Annotated in this window: 14 protein-coding genes; 1 reads left to right on the top strand and 13 read right to left on the bottom strand. The window is 28.3% G+C overall.

What is annotated here, in order from left to right:
- Nucleotides 1-73: 73 nt before the first annotated feature.
- The 3 genes from WHD08_RS01380 to WHD08_RS01370 are packed head-to-tail and all read right to left on the bottom strand — an operon-like array spanning nt 74 to nt 947.
- On the bottom strand, nt 74-364 hold the full coding sequence (locus WHD08_RS01380; RefSeq protein WP_208889516.1) for a TIGR03643 family protein: 291 nt from the start codon (nt 362-364) through the stop codon (nt 74-76).
- A gap of 1 nt (nt 365) precedes the next feature.
- On the bottom strand, nt 366-767 hold the full coding sequence (locus tag WHD08_RS01375; protein WP_165730952.1) for a DUF2452 domain-containing protein: 402 nt from the start codon (nt 765-767) through the stop codon (nt 366-368).
- Nucleotides 768-779: 12 nt separating this feature from the next.
- A complete protein-coding gene (locus WHD08_RS01370) occupies nt 780-947 on the bottom strand; it encodes a Lacal_2735 family protein (protein WP_165730950.1) in 168 nt (55 codons plus the stop codon).
- Between the two features lie 524 nt (nt 948-1471).
- Here WHD08_RS01370 and WHD08_RS01365 point away from each other — a divergent pair.
- Nucleotides 1472-1669: a YchJ family metal-binding protein gene (locus tag WHD08_RS01365; RefSeq protein ID WP_208889517.1), complete on the top strand. Its 198-nt coding sequence runs from the start codon at nt 1472-1474 to the stop codon at nt 1667-1669.
- A 487-nt stretch (nt 1670-2156) separates the two neighbouring features.
- Here the strand turns inward: WHD08_RS01365 and WHD08_RS01360 are convergent, their stop codons facing one another.
- From WHD08_RS01360 to WHD08_RS01315, 10 genes are all read right to left on the bottom strand, one after another.
- Entirely contained in the window at nt 2157-3392 is a 1236-nt protein-coding gene (locus WHD08_RS01360) for a NosD domain-containing protein (RefSeq protein WP_208889518.1), read from the bottom strand.
- A 50-nt stretch (nt 3393-3442) separates the two neighbouring features.
- The gene (locus WHD08_RS01355; RefSeq protein ID WP_208889519.1) at nt 3443-6502 is read right to left on the bottom strand and encodes a chondroitinase family polysaccharide lyase; all 3060 of its coding nucleotides are present in this window, start codon (nt 6500-6502) and stop codon (nt 3443-3445) included.
- Nucleotides 6503-6543: 41 nt separating this feature from the next.
- Nucleotides 6544-7299, bottom strand: a complete 756-nt coding sequence (locus WHD08_RS01350) for a hypothetical protein (protein WP_165730943.1) — start codon at nt 7297-7299, stop codon at nt 6544-6546.
- A 53-nt stretch (nt 7300-7352) separates the two neighbouring features.
- Nucleotides 7353-8606, bottom strand: coding sequence for a glycoside hydrolase family 88 protein (locus WHD08_RS01345; RefSeq protein WP_165730941.1), 1254 nt, complete (start codon nt 8604-8606; stop codon nt 7353-7355).
- Nucleotides 8607-8875: 269 nt separating this feature from the next.
- The gene (locus WHD08_RS01340; RefSeq protein ID WP_165730939.1) at nt 8876-10156 is read right to left on the bottom strand and encodes a T9SS type A sorting domain-containing protein; all 1281 of its coding nucleotides are present in this window, start codon (nt 10154-10156) and stop codon (nt 8876-8878) included.
- An 87-nt stretch (nt 10157-10243) separates the two neighbouring features.
- Nucleotides 10244-11179 (bottom strand): DUF5017 domain-containing protein, encoded by a 936-nt coding sequence (locus WHD08_RS01335; protein WP_208889520.1) that lies wholly within the window; start codon nt 11177-11179, stop codon nt 10244-10246.
- A 29-nt stretch (nt 11180-11208) separates the two neighbouring features.
- Nucleotides 11209-12840, bottom strand: coding sequence for a RagB/SusD family nutrient uptake outer membrane protein (locus WHD08_RS01330; protein ID WP_208889521.1), 1632 nt, complete (start codon nt 12838-12840; stop codon nt 11209-11211).
- Between the two features lie 11 nt (nt 12841-12851).
- Nucleotides 12852-16019: a SusC/RagA family TonB-linked outer membrane protein gene (locus WHD08_RS01325; protein WP_208889522.1), complete on the bottom strand. Its 3168-nt coding sequence runs from the start codon at nt 16017-16019 to the stop codon at nt 12852-12854.
- A 143-nt stretch (nt 16020-16162) separates the two neighbouring features.
- The gene (locus tag WHD08_RS01320; RefSeq protein ID WP_340833220.1) at nt 16163-20272 is read right to left on the bottom strand and encodes a two-component regulator propeller domain-containing protein; all 4110 of its coding nucleotides are present in this window, start codon (nt 20270-20272) and stop codon (nt 16163-16165) included.
- A gap of 37 nt (nt 20273-20309) precedes the next feature.
- Entirely contained in the window at nt 20310-21338 is a 1029-nt protein-coding gene (locus WHD08_RS01315) for a LacI family DNA-binding transcriptional regulator (RefSeq protein ID WP_208889524.1), read from the bottom strand.
- Between the last annotated feature and the right edge of the window lie 53 nt (nt 21339-21391).

Here is a 21391-nt window from a genome sequence, read left to right as displayed (position 1 = left end):
CTCGAGTTTTTTTTAGATCTTATATTTATTCTTATAAAATATGGGAAGTAATAACCTCGCTATCTCCCTCTTATTAACGTTTACTAATTCTATTTCCCGAAATTGCTTTCTGACGAGAACATTTAAAACGTGTAATACCTGGATTGCGTTTTTTTAAGTGTTTTTGACTTACACCACTATGCACTCGTTTACGCCAACGTTTAAAACTTGATTCTTTTAAATTACCTCGCATTACTTGTATCACTTGCTTTTCTGCTAAGCCGAATTGAAATTCAATAGCTTCAAAAGGAGTTCTATCTTCCCAAGCCATCTCTATAATACGATCTAATTCTCTTTCTGTAAATTGTTTGGTTTCTAATTTCATATTATATCTTTTGCCAAATTTGTTCTGCACTTAAATAAAAACTACCTAAAGAATTAAAACGACATTCATTTGGAGCTATAATTGACAAAAAAGTTTCTTCGTTATCTCTTTTGTACAAATGATATATTTCTCCAAGAATAGGTTCAAAAGTAAATTCCGCATCAAAAATCATTTTATTATACTCATACTCCTTCATCATATTTTCATATTCAGCTTTTAACTCTAAATATTTCGACTTCATTTTATGATTTACCTTATTAATGCTTCTGTTTTTCCAAGCAATACTATCAGAAGTTGTTATCACCGGAGCACCAACAGAAGTTGCATATGGTTTTAACGATGCATCATACTTTTGCGTTTCTGTATTAAAAACTACATTGTCTGGTTTTTTATCTTCTTTCATACCTTTTAAAATCTATGCTTTCAGTGCTAACATTTGTTTCATCACTTCTTCTGCCTCACATGTCTTTTCATCACTCTTTTTTCTATCCGAAGTAGACAAAGAATAAGCCTCTTTCATAAGGTTTTCATACTTACTTTGTAATTTTTGTACTTCTGATTTCTTTTTAAATATTCCGAACATCTCTATTTTTTGTGTAAATATACAAAATGTTTAACTAATGTTAATTATTGTTAAACAAAATTACTTGTGAGGTGATTTATTAATATATAAAACGATCCTTTTATATTCGTTTTGTTATAGCAATTAGTAAATTGATTTCTTAATATAAATTCTTAAATAACTTTACGTTTACATAATCTAACAACTTATAATTCAAAGCATTTCATTAAAAAAAATGAAATTAAATAAAGTCAAATATTTTAATTACGGGAATATGAATTAGTCATCTATCTAAAAACAAATCTCTTTGCTTTATGGAGTTTCAAGAAAAATAGAGAGCTGTAATTTTGTTATATATAGGAAGTGGAATAGGTTTTGAAAAATCTTAATCAAATAAAAACATAAAAAACTATTATGAGTAAGATTATAATAGCTAGAGTCAAGTCAGCTAAAAGAATATAAATGCATACTACTAGAACAACAAAACATCCAAAAATCCAATAGAATATAAGTTTATTACATATTGTATTGGTAAATAACAAAATATGAAATATCCAAGTAATCCTTCTAATCTATGTGAAAATTATTACAAAAAAGAACATCAAGGTATTAACTCTGTAACTACCCCAGAAATTTTAATGCGTTCTAAACAGAATGCTTTTGTGATGGCTAATATTTATTATCTACAAAAAAGTCACCATAGTGCAACCAAACCTTCTAATACTGAAAAAAAGAAATATTAACTTGGACAAAGTTGATAGAATGGATAAAACTATATGTTTTACAATCAACAGAAAATACAGTTAAGTAAAAAGACCTTTATTGCCTTTATTTTTAACAATGATAACTTATTTACTTCTTGCTACTTATACCCCCGAGTTAAGTCTTTTACTTTCTTGATTATTTACTTTATTATAAAAAGACAATACCTCCATACATCAAAAATAAATTAAACAGAATAGATATTATGATAAATATGTAGCTTTAAATACTTAAGTAATAGATTTGATGCCTCCCAAATAAACTACAAGCTATTAAATTAGAAATACCAAAGACCGATTTTTAATTACAAACTAAAATTTAGTTTCTGTAAATAAATTAATATAAAAAAGTGAATTTTATTCACTTTTTTTTCACAAACTGTTATGTTTACATCTAACCACCAAACACTTAACCGTAAAAAAGAGATTTTATTTAAACTTAATAATATATTAAGATAAATATAACCTATTAATCATTACCAGAATTATTAATACCTGAAACTAGATTAATAACTTTAATATCATTTTTAAAAACTCCTCCTCCATTTTTATTAAATGACGCTACATTTATAGGGTTTGATATTTTAATGTTTCCGTTAGGTAAAACATTTTCAGTAATATTAATAGATTCTTCATAGAACTCTTCTTCTAATGTATCTCTCCAATACCCAATTCCGTGATAAATATCATCTGTAGTAGTAATTGCAACATTAATATTATTATTAATAATGACAACATTTTTTAAAATAGGATGATCTGGAGTGTTTCCATAAACATACATTAATATACCAGAAGTACTCATTGTATTGTTTCTAATTGTGGCATTTTCTCCATTACGCAACTTAATAGAACCTCCACTGCTATTTGTAGGCCAACCAGAAATTGTATTATTTTCTATAGTTACATTATTAAAACTATGAACATAAATACCATGATCTGTTTCGTTTAGGTTAACCCAAGATTCATTTCTTTTTATAATGTTTTCCTTAATAACAGTTCCGTCACTATTGTCATTTATGCTGCAAACAAAATAACCTTCATCTCCATTATCATTTCCAAAAGTATTGTTTAAAATTTCTGTATTCTCACAATCAACAATATAAACTCCACGTCCGCTATTGCCTTGTCTTCTTTTAAAAGTATTTTCTGAAAGTAGAATATTATTTGTTTCGAATAGCTGAATATATGCATCTTGAGTAAAAGACTTATTTGTTCCTAATTTTCTTTTACCATAATCAAAAACACAAGATTTTATCGTTGTATTACTTGCGTACCTTAAGTTGAGTCTAATGTTTTTAAATTCGATACCATATATTTCTATATCACTGTTATTAGAACTCCAATATTGTTCTAACATTTCTGTTGATGAAGATTCTATTGCGGTAAAAACAGGTCTAATTTCTGATTTTCCATAAATAGAAATACCATCTTTAATTGCTAATTCTCCTGTAATATTATAAGTACCAGCTTCTACAGCTACCCTATCACCACTTAATGCTGAATTTAATATTGTATTTATTTCTAAAAATGTCATCCCATTTGTAATCAGAAAATCATAAGTAATAGCATCTTTAGTATCATCAGAACTAACTATCTCTGCTATTTCATTCTCATTTATTTTACCAACATTAGAAGTAGATTCGGTACAAGAAAACAAAAAAAAGGAACTTAATATAATTAATAAATATTTTTTTATTTTTAACATATTTAGATGTTTTTTAATAAGTAATACCTTGTAAAGGAAGGTGTTTAAATTTATATTTTAGAAATAGAAAAAATTCTAGGTAAACCATCTTTACATTCTAATGAAAACGTTGTATTACCATCTTTATAACTTATAGATTTTATAAAATTAGTTTTAGAAGTATTCCATTTTCCTTTAAGAGTAAAAGAAAGTGGTACAGGCCTGCTAAAGTTTATATAACGACTTTTTTTATATGCTTCGAAATTTAAATCTGGTTGCACAACACTTAATTCAGCAACATTGGTTTCTTCATTACCAATCATTATCAAACAAGGATTAGATACTTTTTCTAATAAACCGTTTTCTAAACTTTTATCTGCTTCAAATACAACATAACCCGTTATTTTTGATTCTTTATCTTTTACAATATGAGCTATATTATCTGCTCTTAAAATAGTATAACTATTGTCTTTAGAAGCATATTTATTAAAATCAGCTTGCTTATTTTTATCTAAAAAAGGATAAATTACATATTGATAAGAAGCATCTTTTGGAGCAAAACCATGGTTTAACCAGCCTGTTGCATAATCTCCTTGGGTTTCTTTAACACCTTTTCCTTTGGCGTTCATTTTACCCGTATGTATTGAGTATTTATTATGGTAAGAATCTTGTGTTTTTTTCTGAATGTAAGTATCATTTTTAGATAATAAATAATAACCACTTCCATAAGGATCAATTATCCATTTTTTAGAAGAACTGTTCTTTGTTAAGACTTCTTTACTTCCTAATTTTTTCATTTTTCCATTCGAAGAATACAACACCTGCTTAGAGTCTGGTAAAAAACTTTGAAATAAATTTGTTTGTGTAGCATTTTTAGTATCAACGCTAGAAATATTAGTTCCTATAGAAATTAGTTTATCACCAAAAGAAAAAACAGATTTCTTTGCTTTTAATTTTCCTGGAAAACCATTTTTAGTATCGTCTCCATCTGCATTAGAACCACTGCCCTCATTTAAAATCATTCCAAAAATTCCGTTACCATTTAGTGTTGTTGTTCCTGCAAAAGTTTCATCGCTTCTAAACATTAACAATGGCTTTTTAGTTTCTAATTCTTTAAGCGGTAAATAAATTATAGTAGCTCCAGGATAACGGTTCCAATCCCAACCTTCTTGACGGAAACCACTACCACTTTCTCCTTTATTATTTAATAATTCTATGGTACCATTTGCAGGATATCTACCATATCTATTTTCGTCTACATAAATTTCTGATGCCCAAACATATTTACTATAGCCTTTTATAATTGCCGCCCAATCATTTCCTTTTCTTTGTATTGCAGTGGCTGCATAAGGCAATGTTTTATATGGCTTTAACTTTTGACTTGCAATACCTTCAATATCTCTAAAAACAGTACTATTAAAGACATCTTCTTTGCCCCAAAGTCTTAAATATGCCGCAGCAACATCTCTATCTATTTTAGAATTACCTTCTGGATTACCAGATTGTGCCATCATTAAATATTGATCTTTTAAAGATTCAATTCCGTTATTTTCTAAAGGATGTCTGCCCGCATTACCAAAACCCCAATTGTATAGTTGACTATATTCACTTGATGTTAAAAATGCCTTTTTAAAATTTTGATGTCCTGCTGTTTTTACTCTAAACCTTGTTCTAGAAAGTGTTTTTATAACTTTTGGTACATTTTGGAAAGCTCCTAATCCATAAGCAGGATAATGCCCATTATGATGCCAAGAAGTTCCATCAATTTTAAAACCCCATTCTTCATTTTGTTGCGCTAAAATAATAGACATATAATTAGAATATGCTTTTAACAAAGCAGCTTGACCTTCTTGATTATCAACTAAAAAAATAAGCATTAAATGATAATAAGATTGTGTATTTAAATAATCTATATTTACTTTAAAAGTACTTTTATCGTCTAATAACATGCCTAAATTAAATAGCCAATGCATACTGTTTGCAACATCATTTAACAAACCTTCTTTATATAAGGTTTTTCTCATTGTAAAAAAACCTTCTGCGATTCCTCTAACAAAATAACCAACATGATGTCTTGTTCCTCCACTCGTGCCAGCTTGCCAACCCTGATCTAAAAAGTACTTTGTACCTAAAACAAACATTTCTTCTATTTGTTTTGTTTCTTCTGGCGTAGATCTATCATAGAAGTGAGAAAGCTTTCTCATAATTGCGCCAAAGGCTTTTACATCATTAAACCTTTTAACTCCTTGTTGGTCTTTGTTAAAGTATTCTTGTTGATCATAAAATGTTAAAGGCGGACCTAACACAACTCCTTCTTTTTCATAAATACCCAAAGTATTAAAATCTGATTTAAGACTATTTATGTATGTTTTATATTTTTTGGGTACTTCTAAATCTTTTGTAATCAAGCTTTCAAACTTGTTTAAATCTAACCTTGTTGCAACTGAAATTGGTTTTTTTTCTAACTTTTTAATACGATTAAAATTCACTGCAAGTGGCATCCAAAAATCTTCTCTTAACTTTTTATCTTCTTTTATAAAGGGAATTAAATTATCTGGAAATTGATGTCTGTCATCTTGGTATTGAGAAAAAATAATGTCATCAAAAAACAACGTTCCGTTTTTGGATGTTGTAGTAATTTTAAAATAATCATAATTTACAGCAGTTCCTTTTTTAGGTGCATTACCATCCATTTCATAAAAAGGAACCCAAATTTTTCGCCAACCTGTAAAGTTTAAACTAAGATTAAACCAAACTTCTTTCTTACCGTCTTTTTGATAAGAAATAGTGATTTTTTCATCTTGTGAAACCTCATTGTATATTGCCATTTGCAACGTTGGGCTTGCAGGAAAATAGTTTCCATAAGCTAACGGACTTTCTTCTAATGTTAAAAACTTAAAATTAGAAGTACCAAAAGAAGCCTTATCAGACCAAGACCATTTTAAGGAGTTTTTTCCGTATTTATAATGTTTCTTACTTGTAATTAAATTACTGTTTTCAGTTTTATATTCACTTAAAACGGACTCTTTTTCAAAAGACTCTACTGCTGGTTTATTTTGTTGTGCAAAACCTGTAGCTGTAAAGAATACAATTGAAATAAAAATCGTTTTTATAAATATTGAAAATTTCATCTTTGTTACTTTTTTATGTTATTAGGTATTAAAAAACTTACTTAAACTTTAAGTCTAGTAACTTTAGAACCTTCTATTTTCCACTCTTTAAACCAAACACTTTTAGTTTTATTTGCGGTACTATTATTGTTCTCGTTTTCAAAATTACTAACCAAGCTAAAACTACCAACCAGTTGCTTTTCTGAAACATTTTTTTTGGAAATTCTTGTTAAAACCTTACCGCTTTTTTCTTCTAAAGCAGAAAAATCTAATGTATAATTACCTTTCTTATTATTTATTATTAAAAGCTGTAAGTACACTCCGGTTTTTAAAGCATTAATTAGATTACTATTTTTTTGGTTTGAATTTAGCTTACCAATAAATAAAGTTCCGTTTGTACAAATACCAATATCAATGCCTTTTCTAATATTGTAATTATCTTTCTCATTCAATTTATCTCCAATATGGAAACCTACCCAGTTTTTATTAGAAACCTCATCATTAAGAATACCTAAATGCACTTTAATTTCTATATCTCCATTATTATTTTCTAACCGTCTTGTTAAAAGGTGAATGTTACTATTTTTTTCACTTACCAGACATTCAATTCTATCATTTGTTACTTGCCAATCCTTAGGATTTTTTGTCCAATAATCTAATTTAAGATACTGTTCGGTTTCTCCTTCTTTAAAATTACTTGTAAAAGTATTAGAAAACGCTGTTTCTTTTGTACAACTAGCTAATAGACAAAATAAAAAAAAGGAAGTAAAAACTAGCTTTTTAAACGAACAAAATAAAATAGGGGATTTTAATATCATTACGGTAAAATTATTTTAGAGGTTAACCTTAAACAAGTATAAAAATAAGTAAACTACTTTTTTTCTAACTTTTTTAATCTAGACAAAGCTTCTATATAATAATAATCTGCATAAATTAAAGCAACATCAATTTCCCATCCTAAAGATTTTGCACCAGTAGAATGTAATAAAAAAGCATCTGATTTACCAACACCAGAATATTTTTTAGAACTTAAAGAATTTAACATTTTTATACCTGCATTCAAATATTTTACTTGCTCTTCTTTACTTTCTACAAAAGAACTTAAATCTATTAAAGCAGATGCTACAACTGCTGCTGCAGAAGCATCTTTTTCTTCTTTTGGATCACTCTGCACATCAAAATCCCAGGCAGGAATCATATCTTCTGGTAATAATGAAATGTATTTATCCGCTAGTTTTTTAGCAAAATCTAAAAACTTTTTATCTTTAGTTTCTTTGTACACCATTGTGTAGCCATATACTCCCCAAGCTTGCCCTCTAGACCATCTGCTATCGTCTGCAAAACCTTGCTTTGTGTGTCTGTTTAATACCTTTCCATTTATAGAATCATATTCTATAACATGCCATGAAGTTAAATCTTCTCTAAAATGATTATTCATAGTTGTTTCTGCATGCTTTACAGCCATATCATAATGTACAGGATTCCCTCCATTTTTTGCTGACCAAAACAACAATTCTAAATTTAACATATTATCTATAATAGTAATGTGCTGTTTCCATCTTGGATGCATTTTATTAGACCAAGATTTTATCGTTCCTACATTTGGATTAAATCTTGTTGCAAGAGAGTTTGCAGATGTTAATAAGATGTCTTTATATTCTTTTTTATCACCTATTTTAAAACCGTTACCATAGGCAGGAAACATCATAAAACCAATATCATGATGTTCTGTAATGTTCTTAAAATCTTCAAAAACTTCTGTACGCTTAATTGCTTCTTTTTTCCATTTATTATCTCCAGTTACATCGTAAGCATACCATAAAATCCCTGGATAAAACCCAGAAGTCCACATTAATTTATCATTAGGTACTTGATGCCAGTCTGTATCTTCTTTTTCTATAAACCTTGGATGTTTTGTTAAATCTGTTAATTTAGGCACAGCTCTTTCTAATTGTGTTTGACAATCTGCAATTGCACTTTCTAAATTAAAATTTAATGTTTTTTCTATGTTTGAAACAACTGTAGTTTCTTTTAATTTCTTATTAGAATCTTTACAGTTTGTTAGTACCAAACACAAAATTAAAATTGAACCTTTTGAGATTCTAATAACTATTTCTTTTATCATAATAATTTATTTTTTTAACCGGGCTTTTAACTTGTAATTCTGATGCTATTTAATATGATGTAAAATTCGTTCATTTATAAAGTAATAAAGAGGGGCAAATTAACCTTAAGAGAGGTATTTACTATTCTTTTAAAATTAATAGCAGATATTAATCACTAAACAGTATTTAAATTATAGTTTAGTGAACTTAAGTTAAAATAAAAAAGGATAGATCTATAATAAACCTATCCTTTTTATTACCTTAAAAATAGGGTTGGAATTTTATTACTCTATTTTAATATTAGTTTTTTAGTTGTATAATTACCTAATTCAGATTCTAATTTTAACAAATAAATTCCACGAGAAAAACTTGCAACATCAATGGTTTTTTTAAAATCTCCATTTAATACTTCCCTACCTGTAATATCAGTAAGTTTGATACTTTTTATATTAATAGTGCTTTCGTTTTTGATATTTATAATATCTTCTGCAGGATTAGGGAATATTGAAATGTTTTTACCTAAAATAGCATCCTCCGTAGATGCAACTGCTAAACTTAATGATATTACAGAACCATTAATTGCTACATTATCTATAGAATAATCACGACATACATTTGGACTTCCGTGAGCACTCTCGTATCTTAATTCTAATACATCACCTTCATCACTAGCTAATGCAGTATAGCTTAATGACACTTCCAAAACAGTTGTATTATTAGGTATATTAGCTTTAAATGTAGTTAATTGAACTCCACTAGTTACATTAAATAAAGACACGTCAATCACAGTATAACAAGTATTTGTTATATACATTTTTGTAACCACTGAATATGCGTCTCCTTCTTCCATAGTTTCGTCAAACGTAAATGCAGAACCATTACCAAGTACCGCAGCTTGTACATCTGCATAAAGTGCTCCATCAGCAACACCATCTCCATTATCAGCATCGGTATTTGTATTACTTAATTCAACATCTCCTATAGCACTCCAATTACCTGTTTCTGAAAAAGTGGTTGTTGCAACACTTACAGCTGTTCCATTTAGTTTTAAAACATCAATAGCATAATTACGAGCTGCTGAAGCTTGAGTTTTTATAAACCTTACTTCTAATACATCACCAATATCGGTAGCAGTAGCAGTGTACATCAATTCCATAGCTACAATTTTATCAACAGAAGTACTACTCATTCCTTGTAAACCATTTGAAACTCCCGATGTTTGAGTACTAGTTATAGCCAATTCAGTACCATCTGTTTTATTATATAAAGCAACAGAAACAATACAAAAATTATTAGTAACATTATATAATGTTGTATTAATAGTATAGTCAGCACCATTCTCCATTGTTCCATCAAATGTAAAATATGCTGTTTCAGTTTCTGAAGTAGCATCTGATCCATCTATAAGTTTTGCACCGTCACCAAAACCATCTCCATTATCTTCATCCGTTGTAACATTTGTTATCGTTACAGTAGCATCAGAACTATAAGAGCCTGTTGCTGTAACTTGTGCATTTGTAATTGCGCTAATACCTATTAAAGACATTAGTAAAAAAGTAATTTTTTTCATGTTAATATTGTTTTTTAATTAGATTATAAAAATAAACCCCCTCTTTTATTAAAAAGAGGGGGCAACTAATATAAAAAGAGGGGGTAATTACTCTAACACCTCTATTGTTAACTCCTTAACATCTTCTTCATTTCCATAAACAGTAGTATTATTACCTACAAAGGTTACTGTATAAACCCCTGCTTCTGAATAAATATGTTTAAATGATTCTAAACGTTCTGAATATGATTTAAGTGAAATTGCTTGATCTGGTAAAACTGCTGTTAAATTAATTTTATCAGTAATTAACCAATCTTCATTTGTAAAATCTGCAGAAGTACCATTCATTCTAAAAAAATCATTAGACCACCAAATCCATTCGTTTGTATTTGCATCTCCAGAACCTTGTACGTTTACGGTTTGCCACTCTGTACTTTCTAAATCTGTAACGGGTAAAGTTGTTGTTTTACCTGCTACCGATAAATCTATTACAAAATTATTAAAACGATATTCTCCTTGTCTGTTACCTTCGGATGTTTTTCCTTCTGCCAATATTTTAAAGGCAATATAAACCGACTGACCTTCTGCTGCTAAGTCTGTAATATCTCCTATACCAGAATTTGTCCATTCGTACGTTCTGTTTGTTGGTAAAATAAATTTATCTGAAATATCTGTCCAATTTGACGCAGCAATTGCTGCTGCTGTTCCAGAACCATCATAATCTGAAGAATATTGAATAGATAAACCAGGATTAGAACGACTTGTTCCGTTTTGATAATTTTGAGCACAATCAAAAGACATATTTACAGTTCCTTCTATATTTGTTCTATCTCTATATTGATATTCTTTACCAAATTCTCCTGAATAAAAACTCAAGAAATTTGGCGCATTTTCTATTGTAAATTCTACTTCTTCGCCCACAGCGATAGATTGCTTTACACTTACTTCAAAATCGGGTGTTTTTACCTCTTCAAAATCTTCGCAACTTGTAAACAAAAATGTTAGCAAAAGTGTACTGAATACTATTTGTTTTATGTTTTTCATCTTTATGTTTTAAATTTTAAACTAAAATTTTACCAACCTGCTGTTTGAGATAAGTTTGTATTTACACCTAATTCTTGTTCTGGTATTGGCAGTATATAATGTTTAGAGATATCAAAATTATTGTAACCATCAAAATAATTAAAAGAAGAGCTAAGGCTATTTAATCTAACTTCTAAAGTAGTTGGTTCGTCTCCGCTTAAAGGAATTCCGTCTGGCCCAACATTAGCATCTGCATAGATAGACCAATCTGTATTTACAAAATCTGAATCTGCTCCTAAAGTTTCCATTATACTTTTAGTTTCATTTACTCTTTCTTCTAAAATACCCCATCTTAAAAGGTCGTATTTTCTATGCCCTTCAAAACACAATTCTAACATTCTTTCTTCTTGTATTAACCCTTCATTAATCTCTGTAAAAGGTGTTGCTTTAGCTCTGTTTCTTACGCGATTTACAGCATTTAAAGCTAAACTAGAACCTGGGTTTATTTGATTTTCTGCTTCTGCATACATTAATAAAACATCAGAAAACCTTAAAACTGGCCAATGGTGTGCCCCATAAGATGAGTTGGTGTTATTACTTTCTAAAGATCTTCTATATTTTGATGCTACTTCTAAAAATTGATTATTAAGAAGCTCTGTATTACAGTCATTTAATCTTGGAACATAGTACGGGTTTACGTTCCACAATCCTCTTTCATCAGAAATATCTGATCTATATTTTTGTAATAAGGAAATTGTTGCATTCATTAAAGCAAAACCTTTTCCACAACCTTCATCGTGCACTAACATACCAGCAACTGCACCTAATTTTGATGATTGATTTACATCTGAATTTGCAAAAGAGAAACCTATTTGAAAAAGTACTTCTTTATTATCATACTCTTCCATTGCTAGTTTATTAAACACATCTTGGTAACTAGAATTTAATTGGTAATAAGAATTACTTATAATAGCTTCACTCCATTCTTTTGATTTCTCATAAGCTCCGGGTTCGTTAAAAGGCTCACCTGCAATATATAAATATGCTCTTGCTAACAAACCTCTAGCAACACCTTTACCTGCTCTACCAGGTGTAACATCTGCATCTTCTGGCAAATCTTTTTCTGCTAATTCTAAATCAGCAATAATTTGCTTATAAACATCTATACCAGAAGTTCTAGGTAACAACTCTCCAATAGTTTCTTCTAATTGCATTGGTATTCCTTCTTTACCGCCAAAGGCTTTTTCTAAATCGAAATAAATAAAAGCTCTTAAAAAATGACCTTCTGCAATTAGTTGTTGTTTTAGAGTTTCATCTATATCAGAATTTCTAACACCTATTAAAAAAGTATTAACACTTACAATACCTTCGTAATAACTTGTCCAAAGTATTCTTAACTTAGTATCTGAAGAAGAAAAATCATTTTTAATATAACCAAAAGCTCCAACTCTATTATAATGCCCCTCATCTGTATAACTAGATGGGTAAAGTGCGTTAATTTCTGCTTCTTTATACGCTGTAACTACTCTACTGTATACACCTGCTAACCCTGCTAAAGCACCAGATTCTGAATTATATAATGTTGTAGATGTAATGCTATCGTTTTGTTCAATATCTAATTGATTATCGCAACCTTGTATTGTAAGTATTAGTAGTAATAATATTATTATCTTAATTTTCATAATTGTATTTTTTAAAATGAAACATTTAAACCTAAACTAAATATCTTATGCTTTGGATAGGCAGAGTAATCTATACCAGGCATAATTGCTGAACTATTTACAGACACTTCCGGATCAAAACCAGAGTAATTTGTCCATGTTATTAAATTTTGTCCAGAAATAAATAACTCTAAGCTATTTAACTTCATTTTTTCTAGTATCGGTTGTGGAAAACTATATGAAAAATTCACTGTTTTTAATCTTATATAAGAACCATCTTCAATAATTCTAGAAGAAATATCTTCAAAACCTTGTCCTCCTGCTCTATAAATATCTGTATCTTGATTATCAATAGTCCATCTATCTGTTACGGTAGCTAACTGATTTTGTCCTACAGTATTCATATCTTCAAAAACCATTCTATTAGCATTTAAAATATCGTTACCATAAGACCATTGAAAAAATGTATTTAATTGAAAGTTTTTATATTTAAACGTATTTCCTAAACCTCCAAAATGCTTTGCTAACCCATTACCAATAATAGTTTTATCATCATTTGTAATTACTCCATCACCATTTAAATCTTTGTATTTTTCATCTCCGGCTTGATGACTTCTGTAACTAGGTTGCGATGCTAATAAAGTATGTGATGCATCGTTTGCATTGTAGTTTTCAAAATCTTCTGGTTGATAAACTCCATCAGAAATATACCCAAACATATTACCCAAAGGTTTTCCTTCTTCAACAATATATTGTTGGCTACTAAGCCTCCAATAATAATCTGGTGTTCCAAAAATTGGTTTGCTTTCTGGTAAAGAAATTACCTTATTTTGATTAAATGATATATTAAAATCGGTTGTCCAACTAAAGTCTTTTGTCTGAATATTTCTAGTACTTAAACTTATTTCTAAACCTCTATTTCTTACTTGTCCAGAATTTACCCATTGTGTAGAAAATCCTTGAGAAGGAGCTGCATCAGAATTAAGAAGTAAATCTTTTGTGTCTTTTTGATATACCTCTGTAGTTAAAGAAATTCTATCATTTAAAAATGACATATCTAAACCTGCATTAAATTGAGATGTTGTTTCCCATTGTAAATCTAAATTTGCACCAAAACTAGTAGGTCGTTGCCCTTGAATCGTTTGTCCATTAAAAAAATAAGATGCATTGTTTGATGTTAAAATTTGATTACCAGCATTATAATTAAGAATTCTATCATTACCCGTTTTACCATAACCTAATTTAAATTTTAACTGAGAAAAAATGTTTAAATTTTTAATAAACCTTTCTTCTTCTGCTTTCCACGATACAGCTACTGATGGAAAATAACCAACTCTATTACTTTCTGGAAAAGCAGATGATGCATCTCTTCTAATAGAAGCTGTAAGTAAATATTTATTCTTATATCCATAATTTAAACGTCCTAATAATGAAAAAACACTTCTTTTTTCACTTGAATTTATATCATTCGCATCATTTAAAGTACCCTCATCAATAGCATTAATACCTAAATGTTCTACATATTGAGGAATATCTATAGATTTAAAATAGGTTTGATCGAAATTTCTAATATTTAAAGTTACACCAACAAGAGCATCTATTTTGTGGTCGTTAAATGTATTTTTATAGTTTAGCGTATTTATTGATGAATAATATTTCCAACGGCTATTATCTAAAGAACCATTAATACCGTCTATTTTATTTATTAACCTACCATATACCGTTTGACTATTATAAAACTGACCCGTTTTTCTGTATTGAGAATTATAACTTCCTTTAGCATCTAAAGTTAACTTTGGTGTTACCTTATATCTTAAACGTAAATTTGTTATTAATTGATCTGTTTCACTTTTTCTATATTCATTATTTAATGATACTAATGGATGCCAAGAAACAATATTAGTTACATCATATTCATTACTAATATTATTTAAAGGATCTTGTCCATTATAATCTAAAAACTTATTTGCTACTGGCGTATACCCTATTAAACTTCTTAAAAATGAATACGAAGATGTTCCTTTTGTGTTTAATCCTTCTTGACTGTAGGTTGTATAATTTATATCTATAGTTGCGTCTAATTTATCATTTACTTTATGGTTTAAAGTAACTCTTCCGTTTAATCTTTCATATTCTGATTTTAATAAAGATCCTTGATCTTCAACCATGTTTATAGATGCATTAAATCTAGTTTTCTCTGTACCACTAGAAATTTTAAGTTTATGTGTTTTAGAATACGCTGTTCTAAAAGCTTCATCTTGCCAATTTCTCGAAGGATAATCTGCGTAATCTTCTAAACCACCAACAATAACACTATTTCCGGTATCTGCATCTGGTACAGAAAAGAACCTTAAACTTGTAGAACCTTCATTTAGTTCTAAATTTAACTTGATATATTCGTAAGCATCTAAAACATCTAACGTTTTAGAAACTTGTTTTACATCTAACCTAGACTCATAAGTAATTTTTGTTCTTCCTTCTTTTGCTCTTTTAGTTGTAATTATAACAACTCCATTAGAACCACGTACACCGTAAATTGCTGTAGCAGAAGCATCTTTTAAAATACTCATAGACTCTATGTCTGATGGATCTACTAAACCAGGATTAAAATCTTCTACAATAAAACCATCTAAAACATATAAAGGAGAATTATCTCCGTTTACAGTATTACCTCCTCTAATTACAATATTTGCTGCGCTTCCGGGTTCTCCGCCACCAGAACTAACCTGCACCCCTGCTACTCTACCAGATAAAGCCTGATCGAAATTTGCAACAGGTGCTTTTGTTAATTGACCAACATCTACTAACGCTACAGAACCTGTTAAATCTTTTTTCTGAACAGCCCCATATCCAACAATAACTATTTCGTCTAAGTTTTCTACATCTGGAGACAAACTTATATTTACTTTATTTTCTTTACCTATTTTTTTTGTAACAGATTTATACCCTATATAACTATAAGTTAAAGATGAACCTGCTGTTATCTTTATAACATAATTACCATCAAAATCTGTAGAAACTCCTTTTGTGGTTCCTGCTTCAGATACCGAAACTCCAGGTAATGGAGAACCGATTTCATCTGTAACAATACCTGAAATTGTTATTTCTTGACCATAAGTAGTAAGTACACTTAGTAACAAGAAAAAGAAAATTCCGTTTGTTTTTAATTTAATTAAAGACAATTTAAACTGTTTTTTCATTCCTAAAATATTTTATATTATACCGTAAATTTAAGAGACTTTTAACAAAAAAAAGAGGGACAAATAGCTCAATCTAATGGGGGTATTTGTTCATAAAAAGAATAACCCACTAGAATAAAGAAGTTTAAGTGTTATATTTTTTATTAAGAATTTAATTGAATGTCTTCATGGTTTTTTACTCTGTATTGAGAAGGCAACTCATTAAACTGTTTTTTAAATGATTTTCTAAAGTGTTTTAAATCATTAAAACCAAGCTCAAACGCTATTTCAGAAATAGTACGTTTTGTTTGTGATATTAATTGAGCAGCTCTTTTTAATTTAATTGTTTTAATAAACTCTATTATAGATTGACCTGTTAATGCTTTTAATTTTCTATAAAAAGCAGAACGACTCATTCCTATTTCATTTATAAGGTCAACAATAGTAAATTCTGAATTATTGATATTTTCTTCTACAATTGTAATACACTTTTTAAGAAAAATTTCATCTGCAGATGTTATTTCTAATTCCTTAGGTTTTAAAATAATATCTTTTTTAAACTTTTTAATAAAATTTAGCCTTGTCTGCAAAAGGTTCATTACTTTTTGTTCTAAAATACTAGCATCAAAAGGTTTAGTTAGGTAGGCATCTGCACCTGTTTTATAACCTTCTTTTTGAGATTCTTTAGAAGTTTTTGCCGTTAAAAGTAACACAGGAATGTGACTGGTAACAACATCTGTTTTAATTTTTTCACAAAGCTCAATACCATCCATTATTGGCATCATAACATCACTAATAATTAAATTTATCGAATTATTCTTAGCTATTTCTAATGCTACCTCACCATTTTCTGCTTCTAAAATATTATGGTTATTCTCAAAAATTTGTTTGATAAAGTTTCTAACCTCCGTATTATCTTCTACTAATAGTAAGGTAGGAATATTATCATCTATATCTTCAATATTATTGTTTTTAGGTTTTTCTTCTAAATAATTTATAGGATTATCTTCTAAAAAAACGGCTTCATTTACCTCTTCAGATATATCAACTATTTGTTCTTTTTGTAAATGTGAGTTTCCAAACGGCAATTGAATTACAAAAGTTGCTCCTTCCTTTTCTTTACTTTTTACTGTAATACTTCCTTTGTGAAGTTTTATAATACTTTTTACCAATGCCAAACCAATACCTGTTCCTGATCTAGAGTTTTCATCTCTTTTTATTTGATAAAATCTATCAAAAATAAATTTGACATTCTTTTTAGGAATTCCTTTTCCGTCGTCTTTTATCTCTATTTGAATAAACTGCTTTAAATTTTTAGGTTTTGTATAAGTAGATAATTTAATTCTAATTTTACCATTGTTAGGTGTAAATTTAAAAGCATTTGATAATAAATTAAAAATTACCTTTTTTAAATTTACATCATCAAACCATATATCAATATGTTTATCTTTAGATTTAAATGTAAAATCAATTTCTCTATAATCTGCCATTTCATCAAAAGATTTCTTTATATTTTCTATAAACGAAACAATATTATTTTCTGATGCTCGTAACTTTAATTTACCTGTTTCACTTTTTCTAAAATCTAACAATTGATTGATTAACTGCAACAAAACACTTGCATTTCTGTACATGGTTTTATGTTGGTTTTGTATAGAAATAGAACCTTCATTATTTTTTAACATCCTCTCTAAAGGACCAATAATTAAAGTTAACGGTGTTCTAAAATCATGAGAGATATTAGTAAATAGCGTCAATTTTAATCTATTTATCTCTTCTATTTTTTGTTTTTCTAAACGCTCTTGTTTTAGTTCGTTTTTTTCGTATATCCTTAACAAAGAATATTTTCTAATCAAAAATAAACTACCAATAATTAAAATTGAATAAATTAAATATGCCCACCAAGTTTTCCAGAAAGGAGGTAGTATAGTTATATAAATAGAGTGTCCTTTCTCATTCCAGAGGCCATCATTATTAGATGCTTTTACTCTAAAGGTATAATTACCTGCGTCTAAATTTGTGTAAGTAGCAGATTTATTATGTCCTATATAATTCCAATTCTTATCAAAACCATCTAATCTGTAAGCATATTCATTTTTTTCTGATTTTGAATAACTCAAAGCTATAAAGTTAAAATTAAAGACATTTTGATTGTGGTTAAGAGTTATTTTTTCATTTATTGAAGAACCTGATAAATATGGCTTATTATTTACAGAAACAGAGGTAACATAAACTGGAGGAATAAAAGAATTTTCTAAAATTTTATTTGGATTAAAAAATACAATTCCGTTTGTACTACCAAACATCAATTCTTTGTTTTGCAATTTAATTTTAGAGTTATAATTAAACTCATTACTAGATATACCATCAGAAATATCAAAGTTTTTAAACTGATTACTTTCTAAGTTTAATCTACTTAACCCTTTATTTGTACTAAACCATAAATTATTATAATCGTCGGGTAAAACAGTATAAATAACTTGGTTTGGTAATCCTTCTTCCAAACCATAATTTATTGTTTCTTTTGTAGTATAATTGTAAAAATAGAGTCCATAACCTTCTGTACCTATCCATAAATTACGCTGTTTATCTTCAAAAGCACAAAGGGTAATAATAGAAGTATCTTCTTCTCTTTCTTGTTTATATTTTATAGGTACTATCTCTTTAGTGTTTATGTTTATCTTTGCTAAACCTTTGTTGCCCGAAATTAATAAAACATTTTTATCTTCTGTTTTTGAAATATTATAAATTATTTCCCCAATAGATTGTTCTGTATTTTTAACTCTTAGAAAGGTTTTCTTTTTTTTATGAAACACATTTAATCCTCCACCAGAAGTTCCTACCCAAATATGTTTATTTACATCTTCAAATAATGAAATAATTCTATCATTACTAATACTTAAACTATCGTTAGAATCATTATTAAATTTTTTAAAATTGAAAGGTGTTTTTGTTGGGTTTAAAAAATTAAGACCACCATCGTGTGTACCAATCCAAAAGTTACCTTCACTTGTTCTTAGAAGTGCTTTTACATTATTAGTGCTTATAGATTTTGGGTTGTCTTCATTGTGCGTATAATATGTAAATTTCCCCGTTTTTATATTTAAAAAGTTAATACCTCCACCTTCGGTACCAATCCATAAATTTTTAGAAGCATCCTCTACAATAGAGCTTATAACTTTATAATTTAATTTATAATTACTTGCCCCTATGTAATAGTTTTTAAAAAGGTCAAAACTTCTGTCGTAATAATTTACTCCACCAGCATAGGTACCAATCCAAACATTTCCTTTTGTATCTCCTGTAATATTAAAAATAGAATTTTGGCTTAAACTATTTTTATTTTTTTCGTCATGCAGGTAATGATTGATTACATTTTTTTCTTTATTAATTATATATAAACCATTGTAAGTACCTACCCAAATGTTTCCATAAAAATCTTCATAAACAGACCTAACCTCTTCATTAATAGAACTTATTTTATTTGTTTTTATTTTAAAATGTTGAAACTCGTTTTTTTGAGGATTAAAGACCGCTAAACCATCTCTATACCCCAACCAAATAGTATTGTTTTTATCCTCATAAACAATTGGCGCGTAGTTTCTTGTTGTTTTTCTAACTTGAGTCTGAGGATAAGAAATCTCTTTAACTATACTATCATTATAAACAATAATATTTTTTCTATTACAAATCCATAAATTATTATCAGAAGATCTAAATAAAGATCTAATTTGATTTTTTAATAAATGGACAGAATCCTTTGCAATGTCTGTTCTTTCTTTAGTTATAATATTAAACTTTTCTAAACCAGAGTTTGTACCAACCCATAAATTATTGTCTCCTGCAGATGTTAAACTCCAAATTTCATTATCAAAGCTACTTTTTTTAGTTTCTGAATGTTTATAACGTTCAAAACTATCATTATTAGGTGTAAATTTATTTAAACCGTTGTTTGTCCCAATCCAAATATCTCCGTTTTTATCTTCAACTAAGGTTTTTATAAAACTATTGCTTATACTATTTTTATCTTTATAATTGTGTCTGTATGTTTTAAATGTATGGCCATCATATTTATTTAAACCATCTCTTGTACCAAACCACATATATCCTTTAGAGTCTTGCATAATACACAATACAGAACTTTGAGATAAACCATCTACTAAAGAAAATTGTTTAAATTTTAATGATTGATTAGTACCAGAGAAATCTTGAGAAATAGTAGAATATGTTACTAAGATTAAAAGGAAAGAGAATATTATTTTTATAAATTTCATATAGGTCTTTAAAAAGAAGAGTTTTGATAAGTACATTTTACTCAAAAACTCTTAAAGAAGAATTGCGTTCAATTAAATTTGTTTTTACAATTATAGTTTCATTGGTAATTATTTTTGATTTATCATCAATTTGAGAAATTAACAAGTTTGTAGCAGTTATACCTATTTCTAATCCTGGTTGGTTAATTGTTGTTAATGATGGATCTATTACAGAAGAAATAGATTCGTTACTAAAACCAACAATAGCTATGTCTTTAGGTATTTCTACTTTTATATTTTTTAAATATTTTATTGCTCCAATAGCTACAACATCATTTGCACAAAACAAACCATCTAACTTATAAGGTAATGTTAATAGCTTTTTTACATTTTCTTCTCCATCACTTTCCATTAAACTTGAAGAAATTACTAATTCCTTACTAAATGGAATATTATATTTTTTTAATGCTGCCTTGTAGCCTTTAAATCTATTTTTATAAATTTCTAAATTCTGAGGTCCAGAAAAATGTGCTATAACTTCACTTTTTTTCGTAATTAAATGCTCTGTAGCAACAAATGCTGCATCAAAATCATCAATAAGAACATTACTATTTCCTTCTATATTACAATGTCTATCAAAAAAAACATACGGTATGTTTCTTTTTTTTAATCCTTCTAAATGTTTATAGTTTGTAGTTTCCATAGAAATAGAAATTAAAACTCCATCTACTCTATTTGATAATAACGTTTTTATAATATTTTCTTCTCTTTCTAAACTTTCTAAAGATTGACAAATAATAACATTGTACCCAGCCTTAAAAGCTGTTTCTTCTATTCCTGAAATTGTAGAAGAAAAAAAATCTCTAGAAATTCTTGGTACAATTACCCCCAATGTATAAGTTTTATTTTTTCTTAAATTAGAAGCCAAATGGTTTCTCTGGTAACCTAATTCATTAGCTTTTTCTAAAATTTTATTTTTTGTTTTTTCAGCAACTCTAGGACTGTTGTTTAATGCTCTAGACACCGTAGAACTATCTATTCCTAAAATTGCAGCAATGTCATGTATGGTTACTTCAGTGTTTTCCATTTTAAAAAAAAATCCATTTTTTATTGGCACCTATATTAGGGTAAAACTAAACA

It is taken from the genome of Polaribacter sejongensis (genome assembly GCF_038024065.1).
Lineage (GTDB): Bacteria > Bacteroidota > Bacteroidia > Flavobacteriales > Flavobacteriaceae > Polaribacter > Polaribacter sejongensis.
This window is presented reverse-complemented; position numbering and strand designations above follow the sequence as displayed.

What these genes read in the sequence shown, in the direction of transcription:
- WHD08_RS01380 (WP_208889516.1), bottom strand. Translation starts at nt 364, where the DNA reads ATGAAATTAGAAACCAAACAATTTACAGAAAGAGAATTAGATCGTATT.
- WHD08_RS01375 (WP_165730952.1), bottom strand. Translation starts at nt 767, where the DNA reads ATGAAAGAAGATAAAAAACCAGACAATGTAGTTTTTAATACAGAAACG.
- WHD08_RS01370 (WP_165730950.1), bottom strand. Translation starts at nt 947, where the DNA reads ATGTTCGGAATATTTAAAAAGAAATCAGAAGTACAAAAATTACAAAGT.
- WHD08_RS01365 (WP_208889517.1), top strand. Translation starts at nt 1,472, where the DNA reads ATGAAATATCCAAGTAATCCTTCTAATCTATGTGAAAATTATTACAAA.
- WHD08_RS01360 (WP_208889518.1), bottom strand. Translation starts at nt 3,392, where the DNA reads ATGTTAAAAATAAAAAAATATTTATTAATTATATTAAGTTCCTTTTTT.
- WHD08_RS01355 (WP_208889519.1), bottom strand. Translation starts at nt 6,502, where the DNA reads ATGAAATTTTCAATATTTATAAAAACGATTTTTATTTCAATTGTATTC.
- WHD08_RS01350 (WP_165730943.1), bottom strand. Translation starts at nt 7,299, where the DNA reads ATGATATTAAAATCCCCTATTTTATTTTGTTCGTTTAAAAAGCTAGTT.
- WHD08_RS01345 (WP_165730941.1), bottom strand. Translation starts at nt 8,606, where the DNA reads ATGATAAAAGAAATAGTTATTAGAATCTCAAAAGGTTCAATTTTAATT.
- WHD08_RS01340 (WP_165730939.1), bottom strand. Translation starts at nt 10,156, where the DNA reads ATGAAAAAAATTACTTTTTTACTAATGTCTTTAATAGGTATTAGCGCA.
- WHD08_RS01335 (WP_208889520.1), bottom strand. Translation starts at nt 11,179, where the DNA reads ATGAAAAACATAAAACAAATAGTATTCAGTACACTTTTGCTAACATTT.
- WHD08_RS01330 (WP_208889521.1), bottom strand. Translation starts at nt 12,840, where the DNA reads ATGAAAATTAAGATAATAATATTATTACTACTAATACTTACAATACAA.
- WHD08_RS01325 (WP_208889522.1), bottom strand. Translation starts at nt 16,019, where the DNA reads ATGAAAAAACAGTTTAAATTGTCTTTAATTAAATTAAAAACAAACGGA.
- WHD08_RS01320 (WP_340833220.1), bottom strand. Translation starts at nt 20,272, where the DNA reads ATGAAATTTATAAAAATAATATTCTCTTTCCTTTTAATCTTAGTAACA.
- WHD08_RS01315 (WP_208889524.1), bottom strand. Translation starts at nt 21,338, where the DNA reads ATGGAAAACACTGAAGTAACCATACATGACATTGCTGCAATTTTAGGA.